We start from the raw sequence: 18,497 nt of genomic DNA on the forward strand, positions 1-18,497 counted from the left end.
CCCGCGGAGCGGGTACCACATCGCTGCGCGATGTGCAAGCGAACACCCGTGCTGCGCACGGGTGTTGCGCTTCCGCTCCGCGGAAGCGCTGGCGATGGGCTGCGCCCATCGCAGCAACTCGATTGCTGCGCAATCGAGTTGGGTCACATCGCTGCGCGATGTGCAGGGGAGGCGGTCGCTGCGCTCCCGCTGCCCACGCGATGCGTGGGCGGATCCCTTCGCTGCGCTTCAGGATCCGGTGGGACCGGCCGCTGCGGCGCCCGGCGCGGCGCGCGATGCGCGGTCGCCCGCTTGACGGGGTGTCACGTGCGGCTAGTGAGGCCTTTAGTGCGGGAGTTGGGGCGTGCTCCGCACGCCCGGGGGCGGGTCCGCTGCGCTCCCCCGCCTGACGGTCCTTCCGGCTGCGCCTCCAGAATCTGGGGCCCACTGTCTCGGGCCGGGCTGGCTACCAGGGAGGGGGTCGCTCGTTCGTGTCGGGTTCTAGTGTAGCGCGCGCCTCAGGTTGATGCAGCATGTACCGTTGGCGGAAACACGGGACACCCCCCAACCACCCGGGCGGGGCGCGGGAAGCGAGGGCTCTTTGAATCCGTCAGGCTTCGAAAAGCGCTTTGAAGCGCGGAACGAAATCCATCGTGAGGTTACTTCAGGGACGGACCCGGAGCTGATCCGCTATCGGATCGTGGCGCAGCGCGCCGATCCGGAGCACCCGGGCGCATCGGTGGTGACGAACTACGCCTGCGGGCGGTCGGTCGAGGAGGCCGTCGCCAAGGCCCGCAAGGCGTTGGAGAAGCCGGACGGTCTGTACGGGGACCAGGGCATGTACCGCGTGGTGGAGGTGGTCGAGGAGAGTCCGTCCAGCGAGCTCCGGCAGCAGGAGGGCGCCCGCCGGCGGTACCTCACCACCATCTGGGAGAACGCCACCACCACCGTGCGCGGCCGTGAGCCGGACAACCCAGATGCGGAACTCCTCAGCCGCCTGGACGACTTCTTCACCCGAGCCGTCGTCTTCCCCGACCCGCACACCAGCGGCGCCACCAGACCACGTTCGGCTGGACCAGCGAGAAGCCCTACATCCAGCACGCCAGCGACCCCGGCCACGCCCTGGCCCTGTTCCTCCTGGCCTACCTGGACCACCACGGCCTAGACCTGGAAACGGCCGTCCGCACCGGTGATCGTCCCGTTCTGCTGCCGTTGGCCAGGGGCCGGCCTTCGGCCCGTGACACAGAGGGAAGCGAGCCGTCGGCGGAACTCGTCGAGCGTGTCATGGACGTCTGCGAGCAGCACTACACGGCCGTGACCGGCACCAACTCCGAGCACTGGGACCAGGAGGCGTCCCGGGAACTCGTGGACATCTCCCTGCGGACCGTGCACCTGGCGGAGCCGGAGCGCTACCCGCAGACGCTCGACGCGTACCTGCACGAGCACCAGGCGCGATTGAAGCGGCTGTGGCACCGCTACGGACCCGGCGGCATGTTCGCGGGCGAGCTCGTTCTGATCGACCTGCCCGGCTGCTTCGTGCTGTGCGAGAGGATCGAGACGACCCCTCTCTGGCTCGAAGGGATCTGGACGCAGAAGGGCCAGGAGGAAATCGCGCTGGAAAGGCTTCAGAACAGTTGGCTGTACGACACGGGAGAGGAGGACGGACGATGAGCAGGATTCCACTCAAGAAACACCAGATCGACCAGAAGTCGAGTTTCCGTAAATGGGTCGGATTCTCTGCAAGATCATCTGTACCCCCTCAGGGTGCCCGTGGCACAATCGTGTCGGCGACCGGGTCGGGAAAAACGATCATGGCTGCCGCAAGTGCGCTGGAGTGCTTCCCGGAGGGCCGGATCCTCGTGACCGTGCCGACCCTGGACCTGCTCGTGCAGACCGCCCAAGCGTGGCGGGCCGTGGGCCACCGCTCCCCCATGGTCGCCGTGTGCTCGCTGGAGAACGACCCGGTGCTGAACGAGCTGGGGGTGCGCACCACCACCAACCCGATCCAGCTCGCCCTATGGGCCGGGCACGGGCCGGTCATCGTGTTCGCCACGTACGCCTCTCTCGTGGACCGCGAGGACTTCGACGACCCGACGGGCCAGGGGAAGGTTCGTGGGCCGCTGGAGGCCGCTCTGACGGGCGGGGAGCGGCTGTATGGACAGCAGATGGACGGTTTCGCGCTCGCCATCATCGACGAAGCCCACTCAACGGCAGGCGATCTTGGCAGGCCATGGGCGGCACTCCACGACAACACCCGCATCGCCGCCGACTTCCGGCTCTACCTCACCGCCACCCCACGCATCCTCGCCGCACCCCGCCCGCAGAAAGGCGCAGACGGCCAGGAGTTCGAGATCGCTTCAATGGGCCAAGACTCGGAAACCTACGGGCCATGGTTGGCAGAGCTCGGGCTCTCGGAGGCCATCGAACGTGAAATCCTCGCCGGCTTCGAGATCGACGTCCTGGAAATCCGCGACCCCTCCCCCGTCCTCGGGGAATCAGAGGAAGCGCAGCGCGGCCGACGCCTGGCGCTCCTACAGACCGCACTTTTGGAGCACGCGGCCGCGTACAACCTCCGTACGGTCATGACCTTCCACCAGAAGGTGGAGGAGGCCGCGGCGTTCGCGGAGAAGATGCCAAAGACGGCAGCCGAGCTGTACGTGAACGACGCCTCCGACGACGACCTGGCGGCCGCGGACCGGCTACCGAAATCGTCCATCGACGCGGAGTTCTACGAGCTGGAAGCCAGCCGCCACGTACCCCCGGACCGGGTGTGGTCGGCGTGGCTGTGCGGCGACCACCTCGTCAGCGAACGCCGGGAGGTACTGCGACAGTTCGCCAACGGAATCGACGCCACCAACCGGCGCGTACACCGGGCGTTCCTCGCCAGCGTTCGCGTGCTCGGAGAAGGCGTCGACATCACCGGCGAACGCGGAGTGGAGGCGATCTGCTTCGCCGACACCCGCGGCTCCCAGGTCGAGATCGTCCAGAACATCGGCCGTGCGCTCCGGCTCAACCGCGACGGCTCCACCAAGGTCGCCAGGATCATCGTGCCGATCTTCCTGGAACCCGGCGAAGACCCCACCGACATGGTCGCCTCCGCCAGCTTCCGCCCCCTCGTAGCGATCCTCCAAGGACTCCGCAGTCATGATGAACGACTCGTCGAACAGCTCGCCTCCCGCGCCCTGAGCAGCGGGAAGCGCAAGGTGCACATCCAACGCGATGAGGACGGGCAGATCGTCGGGACCGGCGGCGAGAGCGACGGCGAGGACCAGGAGCAGGACGGCACCGGCGCCGCTGCCGAGTCGGCCCTGCTCCACTTCTCCAGCCCGCGCGACGCCGCCACGATCGCCGCGTTCCTGCGCACCCGCGTCTACCGGCCCGAATCCCTGGTGTGGCTGGAGGGCTACCAAGCCCTCATCCGCTGGCGGAAGGAGAACGAGATCACCGGCCTCTACGCCGTGCCCTACGGCGTTGAGGTGGAAGTAGGGGTCACGAAGGATTTTCCGCTTGGGCGCTGGGTCCACCAGCAGAGGAAGGCGCTGCGGGCCGGGGAGCTGGAGGAGCGGCGCAAGACCCTGCTGGACGCGCCGGAGGCCGGGATGGTCTGGGAGCCCGGAGAGGAAGCCTGGGAGACCAAGCTCGCCGCACTCCGGTCCTACCGGCAGGCCACCGGCCACCTCGCCCCCCGCCAGGACGCCCTCTGGGGCGAGAGCGAAGCCGAGGGCCTGGTGCCCATCGGGCAGCACATCGCCAACCTCCGGCGGAAAGGCGGCCTGGGCAAGGACCCGAAGCGGGCGGAGGAGCGCGCCAAGCAACTAGCGGCGGTCGATGAGGACTGGAACTGCCCGTGGCCGCTGGACTGGCAGCGCCACTACCGCGTCCTCGCCGACTTGGTCGACGCCGACGGCCACCTGCCCGACATCGCACCCGGCGTGCTCATGGACGGCGACGACATCGGACGATGGCTCCAACGGCAGGCCCAGCCGGCTACTTGGGCGCAGCTGTCGACCGAGCAGCAGGAGCGGCTGTCCAAGCTGGGTGTGAAGCCCGTCCAGGCGCCGTCTCCGCCCCCTGCGGCTACGCGTGCGACGAAGGGCCCGGGCAAGGCACAGCAGGCCTTCCAGCGCGGCCTGGCAGCCCTCGCACAATGGGTCGAACGGGAAGGCGCCCACCGGCCTGTCCCGCGCGGCCACGCTGAAGAGATCGCGGTCGACGGCGAGACGGAGCCGGTGGCCGTGAGACTGGGCGTATGGGTCTCCAACACCAAATCGAGGCGTGACAAGCTCACCCAGGACCAGCTCGACGCACTGGGGAAGCTGGGCATCGACTGGATCTGACGGTCGTCGGCAAGGCCCCTCTCGTTTGGCATCGATCCGAGGCTGGGTCAGGGGCGCGGGGGTGGTGTGGTGAGGTACGGGGCGAGTTGGGCTTCGAGGTCGGCGATGCGTTTGTCCATGAAGCGGTTGTTCTGGCGGGCGCTGGTCAGTCGTTCTTGAATCTGCTGGTTGTCCTGGGTGAGTTGTCGTACGTGCTGCTTAAGCGTGGTGTTCTCGGTGACGATGCGCTGAAGTGCGCCTTCGGGGAGATCGTGTTCGAGGTCGCGGATCTTGCCGAGGAGTTCTGCGATGCGGGTGCGCTGGGTGCGGATTTCGCGCTGGGCTTGGGTGAGTGCGTCTTCGGCGTTGAGTGCACGTTCCTTCCAGGCGGACTGTGCGCGGCTGGCGCTGCTGGAGACTCCGGGATGGGGTCTGCTTGTGCGGGTGGCCTGTTCGATCAGGGCTCTGGCCTGCTGGTTTTGATAGAGGAAGGTGCGTGAGACGCGGGCGGTACGGGCGAGGGCTGCGACGGTGACAGGCGTGTGGTCGCGGGCTGCGGCCGCCAGGGCGGTCTGGAGGCGTTCGAGCATCTCCTGGGTGGCTTGGCGGCGGGCTTGGACGGCCGCGTCGGTGCGGGGGCTCATGGCTGTCCTGTGGCGTCGTCGGGGGCCTGAAGTGCTGCGAGGTCTCGGGCGCGGAAGGCGGTGCTCCAGGTGCGGTGGAAGTAGTCCTGTGGGCGCCGCAGGTCGAGGGTGAGGGCTTCGTCGAGGATGCCGAGGGCGGCCAGGGCCTGTTCGAGTCCTTTGATGGCTTTGGCGGTGGGTTCGAAGACGGTGTGGAGGTAGTCGGCGGTGGCGTCGTCGGGGGCGTTCTCGGCGATGGAGCGCCACTGTTCGGCTTTGCGTCGCCAGTAGAGGAGGTCTGCGCCGGAGAGGACGAAGTTGTCGCAGTTCTCGCAGTCGAGTTTCCAGGGGCAGGCTCCGCCGTCTACGACGGGTTGGTAGGTGCAGAATCCGCCGTCGGCGGGGGTGCTGCGGCGGGAGAGGTCCAGGGCCAGGGCGAGGGCTGTCTCGCGGTCTATGGGGGTGGTGTCGCCGGAGAGGAGTTCGCCTGGGTGGGGTGCCCCGGGCCCGGCTACCCAGACGGTGTTCAGGACGTCTTCGAGGTCGCTGTTGGTGATCTTCACGTAGTGCTCGGCCATGCGTTCGGAGAGCTGGCCGAGGTAGCGGCGGATGTGGGTGAGCGTGGCGCCGGCGCGCAGCAGGTTGGTGGCCAGGGTGTGGCGGGCCTGGTGGGCGACGTAGGCGCCGCCGAGGTCGAGGCCGGCGATCCAGGTCTTGAAGCGCTGGTTGAAGTGTCCGTAGGAGATCGGCTGCCGGCCGTTGGGGTTGCGGATGCGGGAGGGGAACAAAGCCAGGCCGGGGCGTTCAGCGGCTGTTGGGGTGCGGCCGTAACGTTTTTCGAAGCGGTGGAGTGTCTTGGTTCGGCGGGCATCGAGGCACTGGTAGACGGGCTCGGGGATGCGGATGCCCTCGTTGTAGTTGCCGACCTTGGTCTGGTCGTGCCACAGCATGGCCAGACCGCGGTAGCGGCCGATGCAGTCCAGGCGCAGTCCGACGACCTCGCTGCAGCGGCGCCCGGTGGCGACGATGGTCTCCCAGATGTCCCGCAGGCCCCGGTCGTTGAGGTCGAGTTCCTCAAGGCGGCGCAGATTGGTCTCGTCGGTCAGGGCGCGGGCGACGTCGTCGCTGAAAGGGTTGCGGGAGCGCTGTTTGATGCCGGTGCCGCCGAAGGGGATGGCGGTCAGGAAGCCGGTGTCGATGCCGAGGCGTTCGGCGTGGCCGGCGGTGATGGCGCTGTAGAGCAGCTTGCGGGATTGGTTGAAGACGAATTGGCAGCTCAGATCGGTGACGGTGGGGGATCGTCCGTCGACCAGGACCATGCCCAGGGACGGCAGACTGTGGCGGGCGCGGTGGCGCTGGTCGGCGACGAACCGCTCGGCGTGCTCACGGCGCAGCGCGGTGTGGTCGTGGCCGGCGTCGGGGGCGTCGGCTTGGAGGAAGACGCCCAGTTCGACGGCGGCGCGGCGCATCTGGTCGAAGGGGCCTCGGGTGCGGGGGCACTGCGGTGAACGGAGCAACTCGGCGAGGTGGTCCCAGAGCAGGTCGCGCAGCCACCGCTGCGGTACGGCGGTGATGTCGAAGTGGCTCTGGGCGTTCTTGAAGCGCCGTCCGAAGTGATCGGTCTCCAGGAAGCCGGCGTCCTTGGTGTCGGAGGGGCTGTAGTAGACGCAGCGCAGACCGTTGATGATCTCCCAGATGATTTTGCGGACCTCGGAGTCCATCTGCTTGCGTGTCAGGCCTGCGTAGCCTTCGTCGTGCAGGTCCATCAGGGACGTGATGCTGCCCCGCCAGCAGTATCTGACGAGATTCCTGATGCCGTTGGTGCTCCATTCGGAGTGCTGTGCGGCCTGGGCATGGGTGTGCAGGCCCCACTGGATCTCGGCCCGCAGCAGCGGGGACAGGCCATGAAGGTTGACCAGCCCTGGCTGCGTGACCGGCTCCGCAGCGGCGCACCAGGCACGGAATGTCTTCTCGTCGCCGTAGGTCACCGGGAGCGGTCGGCCGTCCTTGAGGGGACCGCGTGAGTTCTGCGACCGGGCTCCTCCCGGACGGTTGTCGATCTTGTACCGGTTCAGGTGCTGGAGGCACAGCCCCAGTGAGGTGCAGGCCAGGAACGGGCACCGTGCCTGGCACAGGCCGTAGCCGGGAAGCGGGTCCTGTGTACGGGCCCAGTGTTCGAACCGGTCCTGGTCCATGCCGGCGGCCTCCCCGTAGTGCCATCTGGTCTGGTGCTGCTGGCACAGCCGGGTGGTGGGACTGATCGCCGGGCGGTCGGGACAGACCAGGCACCGGCCGTAATCCACTCCCCGCGCGGCCGGCAGAGCACCGGCCGCGTCCATGAAGGCGCGCTTGGCCTGCCCCGCCCGCTCGGCCTGCTCCCACTCCAGGTTGTGCGTGTTGCACAGGTTGTGGCTGACCCGGCGGATGCGCAGACAGCCGTCAACGGCGCACTGCCAGGCGTAAACCGGGTGCTGAGGCGGGATGAAGATCAGCGGGTCGCGGAAGAGCGGGTCGAATGCGGGGGCGTCGATGAGGGCTGTGAGCAGTTCGAGGCGGTCGCGGCCGACGCGGGTGGTGTCGGTGCGGCCGGGCAGCAGCGTCAGAGAAATCACGGCCGTGCCCCCCACACCTGTTCCAGCGCCGCGGCGAAGACCGGGTCGTGGACGTCCACATGGCCGTAGACCTGCTCGACGGTCGCGGCCGAGGCCCAGCCGCCGGCCTCCCGCGCGATCACCGCGTTGCCCCGTGCGGCGTCCAGCACCGCGGTGGCGAAGCTGTGCCGGAAGGCGTGCGGTACCACCCGTCCGATCTGACCACGGGCCGCGGCCCGGCGCAGCATGCCGCGGGCCGCGGCAGTGGTCCACGGTTGGCCTCGGGAGGGACCGTGCAGGCTGACCAGGAGCATGCCGTGAGCGGTCTGGGCGGGGTACTGGGTGGTGATGTACTCGAAGTAGGTGTGGATCATCGCCGGGCTCGCCCGGCGTACCGTCCCGCCGCTTACGACGTTGTCCTGCCAGGTCCAGGGTGTCTTGGTCTTGACCCGGGCCCGGTTGGCGTTGTCCTCACGGTGGCAGATGTGCACGTGCGGCCCCCGGCACTGACCGCACGCGGCCTGCTCGCGCAGGTGGAGGTCGACCAGGCGCAGCCCGCACAGCTCGCCGATCCGGAAACCGCCGTCGGCCAACCACGTGACCACCATCCGGTCCCGCGCGCACGACACCGCCCCCGACAGCACCTCCCGGGCGCCCTCGGGCAGCATCTTCGGATGCCGGCGGATCTGCTCCGCCGGAGCCAGGGGGTTCGCGGGCATGCTGTGCAGGACGTGCCCGAGCATCGCCCGCCGCCGATCCACCCGCGTCGGCAAACGCGTCACACGCAGCGCCTCCGCCAGTGCAGGGTTCACGCCGTGGGTGCCCAGGCGGAGGTAGAAGCCCTTCAGGCAGGCCGCCGTGGTCTTCAACGCGCTGTGCCCGTACGGGCGTTTGTTCTCCCGCCACGGCAGACCGAACGGCCCCGGATAATCCGCCCCCAGAGCCGCCATGTAGTGCCGCAGATCCTCCAGCGACACCGACTCCACCGTCAGGCCCGCGAAGCGGAGCCAGCGCAGATGATCCACCAGCACATACGCGTACGTACGATCCGTGCCCGCCCGACAGGCACGCAAGAACCCGTCCGCCTCCGCCACAAGCGTGCAGTCCGTATCCACGACCGTGTAGGACACCTGACCGTTCCCACGGACGATCTCCTGGACCCGTAACTCGCCCACCACCAACCGACCACCCACCCGCTGCCGCCCCCTCCAGCCCCAGGGCCGCCCCGCTGGCGGCGCTCCCGGCCCCGAGTCCACACCCCTCCCCCGGCCCCGCGGACCACTCCACGCGAACGTCACACACACCCAGGTGACGGTTGGTAAAGTCCGTCACCCTCACACGCCAGAAGGGCAACTTCGCTGCCGACGTCAGCGAGGACAGGCGTGCCCCTCCGCCCGGTGCCCCATCCACACCGCCACGTCGCATATCCGCAGCGCACTCACTGTCTCCGGCACCCCTGCGACCTGACGCAGCTCGAACAACTGGCGGTGCAGGGCGTGGTCGTCCGCGCGGAGCGCAGCATGCAGCGCAAGCCAGAACGAGGGGCGCGGGCGTCCCAGAGCGCAGCGCACCACCTTGTCGTAGACCGGCAGCAACCGCGGACGCTTGCGGGCCAGGAGCTTCCCCGCGATCACCCATCCGACATCAGGCTGATCTTCTAGCAGTTGCCAGGCCTGGTCCGCCGGCGAGCCGTCGGCTACGACGTCCGCGTCGGCGTCGACCATGTCGATGTCCCTGGGAATGGCGTGCAGCAGACCGGACAGCCGCGCACCGAGAGGGCCCTCCAGAAGATCCAACGCAACAGCCGCCGGAACGGTCACCGACAAAGTCTGTACCGCGACCAAGTCTTCCGCCGTGAACCGGTTGGCGACCTCCGGCCGGTCTCCCCCACCCGCCAGATGCTCGAACCGACTGCCGGTGTATGGCACCCCGTCGGGCGGCAGATCGATACCGAAGTAACGCCGCAGATCACCCACAACACGCTCGGCACCCAGCAGTACGCGCAAACGCTGCCCCAACGGGGACAACGCCCCATCAGATACGCCGGGCGTTGCGGTAGGAGAAGCCATGAGAACTCCATCCTTCATCCAGATCGTGAGCAAACCAGGTCTGTAGCCACACAGCCGGGTGGGCGTGTCGACACCGAAGTAGCCGTCCTGCGCCGCCGTCGTCCTGGCGTGGTGCACCGCCCCGTCGCGGCAGGACGACGACTCCTTGTACTCGCAGAGCGGCACACCCGGGTTGCGGCCCTTCGGGCTGTCTTCAGAATCGCTCGTGCCCAAGGCATGAAGCCGTCGGCGGGACACGGCTGGCGAAGAGTGGAAGGTGCGCAGCTTCGCTTCCTTAGCCGTGCGCGGGGCGCAGGTACATCGGCAGGACGGTGCGCATGAGCTGTTCGCCGCGGGTGGTGATGGCCTCGAAGTCGCTGCGGGCCATGGCGGCGAAGTTGGTCGGGTAGGAGGCGACCGCGCTGCGCGGAACGAGGTCGGCTGGCGGCGCGGGCAGGCGGTCGTCCTTCATTCCGAGATAGGCAAGGGCGAAGCCGTCGATGCGTCCGCTCGCGGCCCACTCGTGCAGGCGGGCGCGGGCGGAGTCCTGGGCCTTGCGGTGGACGGTGGCGAAGGAGCGGCTGAGGCGTCCGAACATGAAGTGCGGTGCCTTCAGTGCGAGTTCCCCCAGGCCGGCGTCGCAGGAAATGATGAAGGGCACGTCGTAGACGTGCTGGGTGTGGTGCGGTGAGCGTCCGGGCTCGAGGACGGACAGGCCGAGGTTGTCGTAGACGCCGCCGTCGGTGAGCAGCACGGTGTGCTGCTGGTGGTGTCCGTCACGGTACTGGAAGGTGAAGGTGCGTTCCAGGGCCGGCAGGAAGACGGGGTAGGCGGCGGAGGCGGCTACGGCGGTGGCGACGTGGACGGGCTCGGTGATGGTGCCGTAGCGGGAGCAGCCGCTGCGGGTGCTGCCGAAGCGAACCGCGTTGGTGGTGGCCAGGTCGGTGGCGGTCAGAACGACGTCGAGACCGGGGTGGGTGACGTCGGCCAGGGTGGTGGTGCCGAACGCCTTGTGGGCGAGGACGGCGGCCAGGGCGTCGGTGCGGTTGGCGGGGCGGGCGACGGTGACCTGGGTGGTGCGGGTGAACAGTTGGCGGGTGCCTGCGCGGGCGGCCGCGGTGAGGTTGCGGGCGGCCGCGGAGGGCTTGAATGCCTGGCGTGCGATGTCCAGTTGCAGGCCGGAGCGCAGCAGGTCGGTGGTGCTGGCGTCGAAGTCGGTGAACTCTTTCGGGCCGTAGGCCCACAGGGCGGCGAGGAGGGAGCCGCCGGAGATGCCGGAGACGACGCGGATGCAGTCGAGGAGATCGCGGTCGTGCAGGGCGCGCAGGCAGCCGAGGTGGAAGGCGGCGGCGCGGGAGCCGCCGCCGGACAGGGCGAGGCCGATGGTGCGGGTCATGAGCGGGAGCCCTTGCGTGGGACGGGGACGGGACTGTGGGGGCGGGTGGAGTAGCCGCCGGGCCACCACTGCACGGGGCCGAGGTGAGCGGGTGGTTGCTGCGGGGGCGGCTCAACCGTGACCGAGGCGGTGCGGGCGGCGAGGTGGGCGTAGAGGTCGGGGCTGTCCCCGGTGGCGAGCCACTGGTGCCAGACGGGGGGTGGTCCTCCGGCGATGAGGACGAGGGCGCGGGCGGGGGCGTCGTCCAGCGGGAGGGTGAGGCTGGTCATGGCGGCGCGGTCGGTGGTGCTGGGCTGTGCTGCGGTGTGCGGGTGGGTGTGCCACATGCCCAGGAAGCGACTGATGTTGCCGGTAGCCTTCCGGCGGGCGGTGAGGTGGCCGCCGACGCCGTCCAGGCCGTGCTGGAAGTAGGCCTCGGTCAGCAGGGAGTCGGGGGGCGGGCCGGTGGCCTCGTCGATGAAGATCACACCGGTGGCGTCGTCGACGGCGCCGAGCAGGGTGCCGCCGGTTTCCACGCGCGGGCCCCGCACTCGGGCGCCGCGGCGGGCTTCCGCGCGCATCTCGGCCAGTGCGGCGGGGGTGATGCGCACGTCGTAACCGGTGGCCTCGTCCGTGGCGAGGGTGTCGTTGGGCCAGGTCAGCCAGCGCGGCCCGGACGGCTGGGTGCTGGTGGGGCCGGTGGGCATGCGGACGATGAGGACGGCCATGGCGTGCCGGTCGGCGGGTTCGGCCAGGGCGTGGAGGACGCCGGTCGCCAGTTGTCCGGCCAGTGCGGTGACGTCGGCGGCCGATCCGGTGAAGGTGGCGTCCGAGCAGCCGGGTTCGGGCTGGAAGAGCTCGGTCGGGGGTGTGGTGGGGAAGAAGTCGTCGATCAGGTCGTCGAAGGCGCGCGTGGCATCGGCGTGCGCGGCCAGCGCGGTGCGCCGCAGGACGTCCGTGCCACCGCCGGTGGCACCGCGGGGTGAGATGGCGGCGATGCCGCGGGTGGCGTGGTGGCCGATCATCAGTGTGGCCAGGTGGGGCCAGGGGGCGGTGTCGGTGCGGCGGGCACGTTCGAGGTGGGCGCGGACGATGCGGTTGGCGGTGCAGTCCCAGATCAGGTCGAAGGTGTGCAGGTCGAGGGCGGACAGCTGGGTGGTGACGTTGCCGACGAGGGCCTCGACACGGGTGGCGTGGGGGTCGATCCGGTTGAGGCGGTCGGCCAGGACCCTCGCCTTGGAAAAGCCGATGTCGGCGTCCGTATAGGGTTGGCGGGCCAGGATTCCGGGGTGGACGAGTCCGTGGTCGGCGACGGTGAGGTGCGCGGCTCCGGCGCGGGCGCACATGTCGGCGACGGGTGCTCCCAGGGCGCCCGCGCCCAGGACGAGGATGCGTTTGCCGCGCAGCCAGGCCGCGGGGCTGGCGTGGTCGCGTCGGACCGTGACCTCGGGCCGGGCTTCGTAGACGCGCATCCACCGGGTGCTCTGGCGGTCGAGCCAGTCGGTGCCGAACCGGACGACCTCGTCGCCGAGTTCGGCCAAGTACGCATGCCCGCTGAAGGCAGTGTCGGCGGTCAGGCGCCCGACCTGATCGGCGAAGTCGGGCAGGTGCCAGGCCACCAGGTGCGTCCGGCGCGGCCCGTCGCCGGCGATACCCCGCGAGGGGGTGCCCAGCAGCAGGTGCACCGGCGCGGCTGGGGTGTCCTCGTCGTCCCCGGTCGACACGGTGGCGTCGGCGTCGGGGCACAGCAGGGTGCGGTTGTGGCCTGCGACAAATCCCGTCAGCCCCAGCAGCAGGCGCGGCGTGATGTGGTCGCGGGCCAAGGACTCCACCAGCTCGCGCGCGGTGAGCGGGTATTCGAACGTCAGGTGCTTCGTGGTGACGACGACGGGGGCGAGGAAGGCGCGGGCGCCGGCCGGCAGCGCGGCGCTCTCCCGCAACTGTTCCAGGCTGTCGGGCCAGGGGTCCTCAACGGCGAGCCAGTCCACGACGTCGCATCTGATGTCGTTGACCTGGTGCAGTACGGCGGCGCCCAGCCACGGCCCGTCCGGTCGTGCGACGGGCGCGTCGTGTCGGATCACGAGGAGTCCCGCGGTGTGGTCGGTCAGGGCGTTCGGGGGGTGCAGGGGTTCGCCGGGCCGGTCCAGTTGTCCCGCGGCGGCCGCCTCGAACCAGTCCAGGAGGCGGGTGATGAACCCGTACATGCCGTCGGCCGGATCCCACTCGGTCGCCGTCGAGCGGTACAGGCACAGGTGGCGGCCCCAGTTGACGTGCGGGGCGCCGGCGAAGCGGGTGTGCCGGGTTTGCACGCTGGGGGCGGTGAAGGGGAAGTTCGGAGGGATCCGCAGGGTGACCGCCTCGACGCTGCGCAGCCGCAGGCCGCCCTGGGTGGGCGACAGGTTGGCGCAGCCGACGCTGACGCGGGCCTCGACGTACCCGCCGGCTGTGGCGGCCACGTGGGTGGCCGCCACCGATCCTCGAGACGCCTGGACGATCCGGTGCAGCTGGTCGATGGCGAGCTGCTGGCCCTCGGTGAGTTCCAGGGTGGCGCTGTCCTTCACGCGGCACCGAATCCGATCTGTACCGCGGGCTCGGCCTTGTCGCCCCTGGCCCGCTGCACACCGGCGCGCGCGGCGTCCGTGCCGCGCTGGCGCGGCAGACCAGCTGCGGCGGTGAGGGCGGTGGCCGGGAAGCGGGTGGTGCCCAGCGCGGCCAGCAGCCGTCGGCCGCCGCCTGCGGCATGCAGCACCTGGGACTTGTTCTCCAGGTCGGTGACGTCGACGAGTTCCAGTCCCAGGCCCGCCTCCAGGGCGAAGACCACTGGGCGGGGTTCCTCCTTGGAGGGGTACTCCCCCGTGCACAGCACCTCGTAGTCGGTGATCGACGCGTAGGCGTCCCGGGCCAGCAGGTGCGGCGGGTTGTTGCCCTTCTCGTCCTTCTCGCGGAAGGGCAACGAGCTGGCGATCACCCTGGCGTCCGGACTGGCATGCGCCTGGAGCAGGTCGAGAAGGTCCTGCTTGAGCTCCTCCTTGCCGTCCTCGCCCTCGGCGTACATGGCCTTCTTGGAGCAGTGGTGCGGGGAAAGCAGCACGTCCCACTCCACTCGGTCCGCGTTACCTGCGGCCTCGCTGTTCTCGAAGATCATCTTGATGATGGGGTAGGCGAGGTCGCCGAGGAAAAGAAGGCGGCCGACTGTGCCGTCGCTGGCCTTCAGCTGCACTTGCAGTGCCAGAGATGTGTCGTTGCGGTCGCCGGCGCAGTGATCCTTGAACGGGGCGTGGACGAACGCCTCGAAGCGGTCCGCGACGTCCTCGCCGTCGACCTTGGTGATCACGTCGCCGGGGAACGTGAAGTACTCGTCGGGCAGTTCGGCGTAGGAGTGCAGCTCGCGGTCCTCGTCGTAGCCGATGATGCGCACCCGGTCTCCGCTGGGCGGCTCCTTGCCGTCCTTGATGGCCTTGAGGGTGGCGTCCACGCGTCGCTCGACCTCGTCCTGGAAGCGCTGTGCGTCCTCGCACATCGGCTTGTCCTCGGACAGTTCGCGCCACAGCCGGGGCGTCGCCCAGATCTCCCCGATCAGGATGGAGCTCTCCAGAAGGTCGCCGAAGCCGCAGCAGTGGTCCGAGTCGGCGTGGGTCAGGGCGAAGACCGCCAGGTAGGGCGTCGTGCCGTCGGGCTGCGGCAGGGTCTCCTCCAGCCGGTCGATGACGGCGGCGACCACCGCGTCGTCCTCATCGGCGGCCTTCATGTCCCGCAAGTCCACCTGCATCACCAGGTTGTCGCCCAGCACGATCGTGGTGGAGTCGCCCGTGCCCACCGGCCAGAACACCACCCCCTGCCCGGGAAGTTCTGCCTCGACCATGTCGCACCTCTTCACTCGATAGTTGATCAACTAGCAGTAAAATTAGACAAGTTCACTCAGGGACCAGGTCTACCATGCGCCACTGACAACGCCGCCACCATCGGGCTGGTGGAGACCGACACCAACGTCTCCCCCTCGCGCACGGCGATCCCCCCTCCTCTTCGTGGCCGGCGAACGAGTTACCCGGGACCGCGTTCGGCGTCGTGCGCTGCGGCATCTCCACCGGCTCGCCGTCCACCGTGACGGTCGCCGCCTTGCCGCCGGTCTCCTCGTGCTGGATGCCTGCCGTCGTCATGACGGCCACCTCCCCTTCCCCCGGCCCGCCCGCGGCGGGCCGGGATATGCGAAAGGCGGGCCCGAAGCCCGCCTACTTGCTCTTCTTCGAGCCGCGACACGCGCTCGTTCACCGTCGTCGACGGATGCCTGCGCACCGTCGACTGCTTCACGAACCGACCCGTGACCGCACTCCGCCCCCGCTTCCCACCAGACCCACTCGCCCTGCCGGGCATGACGTACCTCCTTCAAGAGGGATCGATCTGACCTGCAAAGGCGCTCCACCATGCGCGGGGTTTCATACACCTAGCAAGCCAATGAAACTTTTCTTGATCGAGAGAGTAGCATGGAAGCGACAGGTATACGCAAGAGGTTTCTGGGGCTGCCGGTGGACATCGCCTTCGACGACGCGGAGCTCGCCCGCGTCTGCAACAGCGACGCGGCCCGCCGGGTCCGCTTCGGGCCGGAGGCCGCCGCCGCGCTCCACAGACGCCTCGGCCAGATGGCCGCCGCCGACCACCTGGCCGACCTGCATCGCCTCGCGGCCGCCCGGCTACGGCCTGATCCGGCCGACAGCGGCATCAGCCGGGTCGTCTCGCTCGGGGACCACGGCCACCTCGTCGTACGCCCGCGCGACGACCCGCCCGCCGCCCACCGTGACGGCACCCTTGACGAGCACTCCGTACGCGCACTGATAGTCACCGCGATCGCCATCACGCGATGACCGCCCCCGCCACCCCCGCCTCCCCGACCTCAGAGAGGCACCACCCGTGACCCCGCCTCCCGCCCCGCCCTTCGCCTACGCGCCCGACTCCGCCCAGCCGCCCGGCGAGACCCTCAAGGAACAACTGGAAGCGCTCGGCATCCCGCAGGCCGACCTCGCCCGGCGTACTGGCCTGTCCACCAAGCACATCAACCAGATCGTCCAGGGCACCGCAGTCCTCACCCCCGAGACCGCGCTTCTCCTCGAGCGCGCCACCGGCATCCCAGCCTCGATGTGGAACCAACTGGAAGCCGCCTGGCGCACCCACGTCACCCGCCAGCAGGAACTCCAGCAGCTCAGCAAGCGCATCGACTGGCTCGACAACTTCTCACTGACCGAGCTCGTCAAGCGCAGCATCCTGCCGAACAAGGACAGGAGCGCGGACAACCTCCAGCGTCTGCTGGCGTTCTTCGGCGTCGCCGACCCAGGCGTCGCCGAAGACCTCTGGCGCAGCTACCGCACCGCTTTCCGCCGCTCCACCGTCTTGAAGACCGACGACTACGCCACCGCGGTATGGCTGCGCCAGGCAGAACTCAAGGCCCGCGCCCTGCCCTGCCAGCCGTTCGACCGCGCCGCCCTCACCGCCCTCCTGCCCAGCCTGCGCGCCCTCACCCTGGACGACCCGGCAACCTGGCCCGGCCGGATCACCCAGTTGTGCGCCCAGGCCGGCGTAGCCGTCGTCTTCCTCCCCGCGCCTCCCCTGACAAGCGTCTCCGGCGTTACTCGCTGGCTCACCCCTGACAAGGTCGGCATCGCCCTCAGCGACCGGTTCAAAAAAGACGACCACTTCTGGTTCACCGTCTTCCACGAGATCGGCCACACCCTCCTCCATGGCAAGAGACTGACCTTCCTCGACAACACCGACCGCGCCGACGAACGCACCCCCGAAGGCGACCGCAGCGAAGAAGAAGCCGACACCTTCGCAGCCCAGACCCTCATCCCGCCCGAGCACAACGCCGCCTACCGGCGCCTCGCCCGCAGGCCCATGCCCTTCGACAACGTCAAAGCCTTCGCCCGCCAGGCCGGCATCGCCCCCGGCATCGTCGTCGGCCGCCTCCAGCACGACGGCGCCCTGCCCTGGACCCACGGCAACAACCTCAAACGCCCCGTCCGCTTCCCCCACAACGGCCCCGCCGAGGACCAGCCACAGTGACCGACCACCCCCGCAAAGGCACCGTCGCAGCACCGGGCTCCCCCGGCTTCGCCCTGCACACCCTGGGCTGGCGTGCATTCCAGGACCTGTGCGCTGCCGTACTCCGCGAAGTGTGGGCACAGTCCGTGCACACCTTCGCCGACTCCAACGACGGCGGACGCGACGGCGCCTTTTACGGAACCTGGCAACAGCCACCGGACCCGATCGGCGTCCAGGACGTCCCCGACGGCCCCTTCGTCCTGCAGTGCAAACACACCAAGAAAGCCGACACCACCCTCACACCCTGAAGTTTCCCCGTGATGCTGGACACTCGAGGCTTACGCTGCGAGGGCATGCTCTTGCTCGTGTCGCTGACGGGTCTCCAGCGGGGTGAGGTAGCCCCAGACTGGATGCCTTCGCAGCCGCTTGCGGTTGTAGAAGGTCTCGATGAAGGCGAAGATCTCAGCGCGGGCAGTGGTCCGGTCGGGCCAGCGGCGGGTGCCGATCTCCGCTTTCAGCAGCGCGAAGAAGCTCTCGGCGGCGGCATTGTCGTAGCACGAGCCGGTTCGGCCCATGCTCTGCCGCAGGCCCAACCTGCTTATTTCCCGGCGGAGTTCGTCAGAGGTGTACTCGGCTCCGCGGTCCGAGTGCACGATGCAGCCGGTCTGTAGCCGACCACGTCCGGCGGCCATCGTCAGTGCGTCGACCACCAGAGAGGCGCGGTGGTGGTCGGCCATCGAGTAGCCGACGATCTCGCGGGTGGCCAGGTCCAGCCAGGTCGCGAGATAGAGCCAGCCCTCGTCGGTGGGGATGTAGGTGATGTCACCGACCAGTTTCCGCCCCGGGTCGGCGGCCGTGAAGTCACGGCCGATCAGGTCGTGAGCGGGCACCGCCTTCCTCGCTGGACGGGTCAGCGACCGGCGCTTGCGCCGGGTGACCCCGGTGATGTCGCACTCACGCATGATCCGCTCCACTCGCTTGCGGTTGACCCGCCGGTCCATCCTGCGCAACTCGGCATGGATACGCGGCACTCCGTAGGTGCACCGGGAGGCTATGTGCAACACGGTGATCTCGTGGGCCAGGGCGTCGTCGGCGGCCCGGCGGGCGGCGCGGGCCGGCTCGCCGGCCAGCCAGGCGTAGAAGGAGGACCGGGCCACCTTCAGCAGCCGGCACAGCAGAGCAACGTTGTGGGTGGTCTTCTCCGCCTCGATGAACGCGTACACCTCGCTCATCGATCGCTCTCCTTCGCGAAGAAGACCGCCGCTTTTCGCAGCACCTCGATCGTCTCGGCCTGCTCACGGTTCTGCCTCCGCAGCCGACGCAGCTCTTCCCGCTCCGCGCTCGTCAGCTCACCCGGCGACCCCTGCCCGCGGTCGATCGTGTCCTGCTTGACCCAGTTCCGCAGCCCCTCGGAGCTGACCCCGATCTCCCGAGCCACCTCGGTGACGGTCTTGCCGGAGGACCGGACCAGCGCGACCGCGTCGCGCTTGAACTCCTCCGAGTACCGCCTGCTGCGGTTGCTCTTAGAAGTCATC

15 protein-coding genes are annotated in these 18,497 nt (G+C 69.3%); 6 read left to right on the plus strand and 9 right to left on the minus strand.

Features of this window, described 5'->3' with window-relative positions:
• Window positions 1-679 precede the first annotated feature (679 nt).
• The 3 genes from SCAB_RS48090 (at window position 680) to SCAB_RS00010 (ending at window position 4,316) form a co-directional block, all read left to right on the plus strand.
• Window positions 680-1,144, plus strand: coding sequence for a hypothetical protein (locus tag SCAB_RS48090; RefSeq protein WP_078579974.1), 465 nt, complete (start codon window positions 680-682; stop codon window positions 1,142-1,144).
• A gap of 119 nt (window positions 1,145-1,263) precedes the next feature.
• Complete coding sequence (locus SCAB_RS48095; RefSeq protein ID WP_231884862.1) at window positions 1,264-1,650, plus strand: hypothetical protein; 387 nt, start codon at window positions 1,264-1,266, stop codon at window positions 1,648-1,650.
• Entirely contained in the window at window positions 1,647-4,316 is a 2,670-nt protein-coding gene (locus SCAB_RS00010; RefSeq protein ID WP_012997997.1) for a DEAD/DEAH box helicase, read from the plus strand. Before SCAB_RS48095 ends, SCAB_RS00010 begins: the two co-directional genes overlap by 4 nt.
• Window positions 4,317-4,363: 47 nt before the next feature.
• On the opposite strand, the gene SCAB_RS00015 is transcribed toward SCAB_RS00010, so the two are convergent.
• From SCAB_RS00015 to SCAB_RS47205, 7 genes are all read right to left on the minus strand, one after another.
• Entirely contained in the window at window positions 4,364-4,939 is a 576-nt protein-coding gene (locus SCAB_RS00015; RefSeq protein WP_041668737.1) for a DUF6262 family protein, read from the minus strand.
• Window positions 4,936-7,530: a tyrosine-type recombinase/integrase gene (locus SCAB_RS48100; RefSeq protein ID WP_012997999.1), complete on the minus strand. Its 2,595-nt coding sequence runs from the start codon at window positions 7,528-7,530 to the stop codon at window positions 4,936-4,938. Before SCAB_RS48100 ends, SCAB_RS00015 begins: the two co-directional genes overlap by 4 nt.
• Window positions 7,527-8,540 carry a tyrosine-type recombinase/integrase gene (locus SCAB_RS00025; protein ID WP_231884863.1) on the minus strand — a complete coding sequence of 338 codons (1,014 nt, stop codon included), beginning with the start codon at window positions 8,538-8,540 and terminating at the stop codon, window positions 7,527-7,529. The genes SCAB_RS48100 and SCAB_RS00025 overlap by 4 nt, the downstream gene beginning before the upstream one ends.
• 336 nt (window positions 8,541-8,876) lie before the next feature.
• A complete protein-coding gene (locus tag SCAB_RS00030) occupies window positions 8,877-9,791 on the minus strand; it encodes a DUF6308 family protein (protein ID WP_231884865.1) in 915 nt (304 codons plus the stop codon).
• Between the two features lie 61 nt (window positions 9,792-9,852).
• Window positions 9,853-10,953: a patatin-like phospholipase family protein gene (locus tag SCAB_RS00035; RefSeq protein WP_012998002.1), complete on the minus strand. Its 1,101-nt coding sequence runs from the start codon at window positions 10,951-10,953 to the stop codon at window positions 9,853-9,855.
• A complete protein-coding gene (locus tag SCAB_RS48940; protein ID WP_012998003.1) occupies window positions 10,950-13,493 on the minus strand; it encodes a ThiF family adenylyltransferase in 2,544 nt (847 codons plus the stop codon). Before SCAB_RS48940 ends, SCAB_RS00035 begins: the two co-directional genes overlap by 4 nt.
• On the minus strand, window positions 13,490-14,794 hold the full coding sequence (locus tag SCAB_RS47205; protein WP_013006455.1) for a ComEC/Rec2 family competence protein: 1,305 nt from the start codon (window positions 14,792-14,794) through the stop codon (window positions 13,490-13,492). Before SCAB_RS47205 ends, SCAB_RS48940 begins: the two co-directional genes overlap by 4 nt.
• 619 nt (window positions 14,795-15,413) lie before the next feature.
• Here SCAB_RS47205 and SCAB_RS47210 point away from each other — a divergent pair.
• The 3 genes from SCAB_RS47210 to SCAB_RS00060 are packed head-to-tail and all read left to right on the plus strand — an operon-like array spanning window position 15,414 to window position 17,270.
• Window positions 15,414-15,791, plus strand: a complete 378-nt coding sequence (locus SCAB_RS47210; protein ID WP_012998005.1) for a hypothetical protein — start codon at window positions 15,414-15,416, stop codon at window positions 15,789-15,791.
• Between the two features lie 46 nt (window positions 15,792-15,837).
• On the plus strand, window positions 15,838-16,983 hold the full coding sequence (locus SCAB_RS00055) for a helix-turn-helix domain-containing protein (protein WP_012998006.1): 1,146 nt from the start codon (window positions 15,838-15,840) through the stop codon (window positions 16,981-16,983).
• Entirely contained in the window at window positions 16,980-17,270 is a 291-nt protein-coding gene (locus SCAB_RS00060; RefSeq protein WP_012998007.1) for a PDDEXK family nuclease, read from the plus strand. The genes SCAB_RS00055 and SCAB_RS00060 overlap by 4 nt, the downstream gene beginning before the upstream one ends.
• Window positions 17,271-17,300: 30 nt before the next feature.
• On the opposite strand, the gene SCAB_RS00065 is transcribed toward SCAB_RS00060, so the two are convergent.
• Window positions 17,301-18,194 carry an IS3 family transposase gene (locus tag SCAB_RS00065; protein ID WP_012998008.1) on the minus strand — a complete coding sequence of 298 codons (894 nt, stop codon included), beginning with the start codon at window positions 18,192-18,194 and terminating at the stop codon, window positions 17,301-17,303.
• Window positions 18,191-18,496: a transposase gene (locus SCAB_RS00070; protein ID WP_012998009.1), complete on the minus strand. Its 306-nt coding sequence runs from the start codon at window positions 18,494-18,496 to the stop codon at window positions 18,191-18,193. Before SCAB_RS00070 ends, SCAB_RS00065 begins: the two co-directional genes overlap by 4 nt.
• Window position 18,497: the final 1 nt, after the last annotated feature.

The sequence above is a fragment of the Streptomyces scabiei 87.22 genome (assembly GCF_000091305.1).
GTDB lineage: Bacteria > Actinomycetota > Actinomycetes > Streptomycetales > Streptomycetaceae > Streptomyces > Streptomyces scabiei.

Bases quoted from the DNA above. Each gene is read 5' to 3' on its own strand.
- SCAB_RS48095 (WP_231884862.1), top strand. From the start codon at position 1,264: ATGGACGTCTGCGAGCAGCACTACACGGCCGTGACCGGCACCAACTCC.
- SCAB_RS00010 (WP_012997997.1), top strand. From the start codon at position 1,647: ATGAGCAGGATTCCACTCAAGAAACACCAGATCGACCAGAAGTCGAGT.
- SCAB_RS00015 (WP_041668737.1), bottom strand. From the start codon at position 4,939: ATGAGCCCCCGCACCGACGCGGCCGTCCAAGCCCGCCGCCAAGCCACC.
- SCAB_RS00035 (WP_012998002.1), bottom strand. From the start codon at position 10,953: ATGACCCGCACCATCGGCCTCGCCCTGTCCGGCGGCGGCTCCCGCGCC.
- SCAB_RS47205 (WP_013006455.1), bottom strand. From the start codon at position 14,794: ATGGTCGAGGCAGAACTTCCCGGGCAGGGGGTGGTGTTCTGGCCGGTG.
- SCAB_RS47210 (WP_012998005.1), top strand. From the start codon at position 15,414: ATGGAAGCGACAGGTATACGCAAGAGGTTTCTGGGGCTGCCGGTGGAC.
- SCAB_RS00065 (WP_012998008.1), bottom strand. From the start codon at position 18,194: ATGAGCGAGGTGTACGCGTTCATCGAGGCGGAGAAGACCACCCACAAC.
- SCAB_RS00070 (WP_012998009.1), bottom strand. From the start codon at position 18,496: ATGACTTCTAAGAGCAACCGCAGCAGGCGGTACTCGGAGGAGTTCAAG.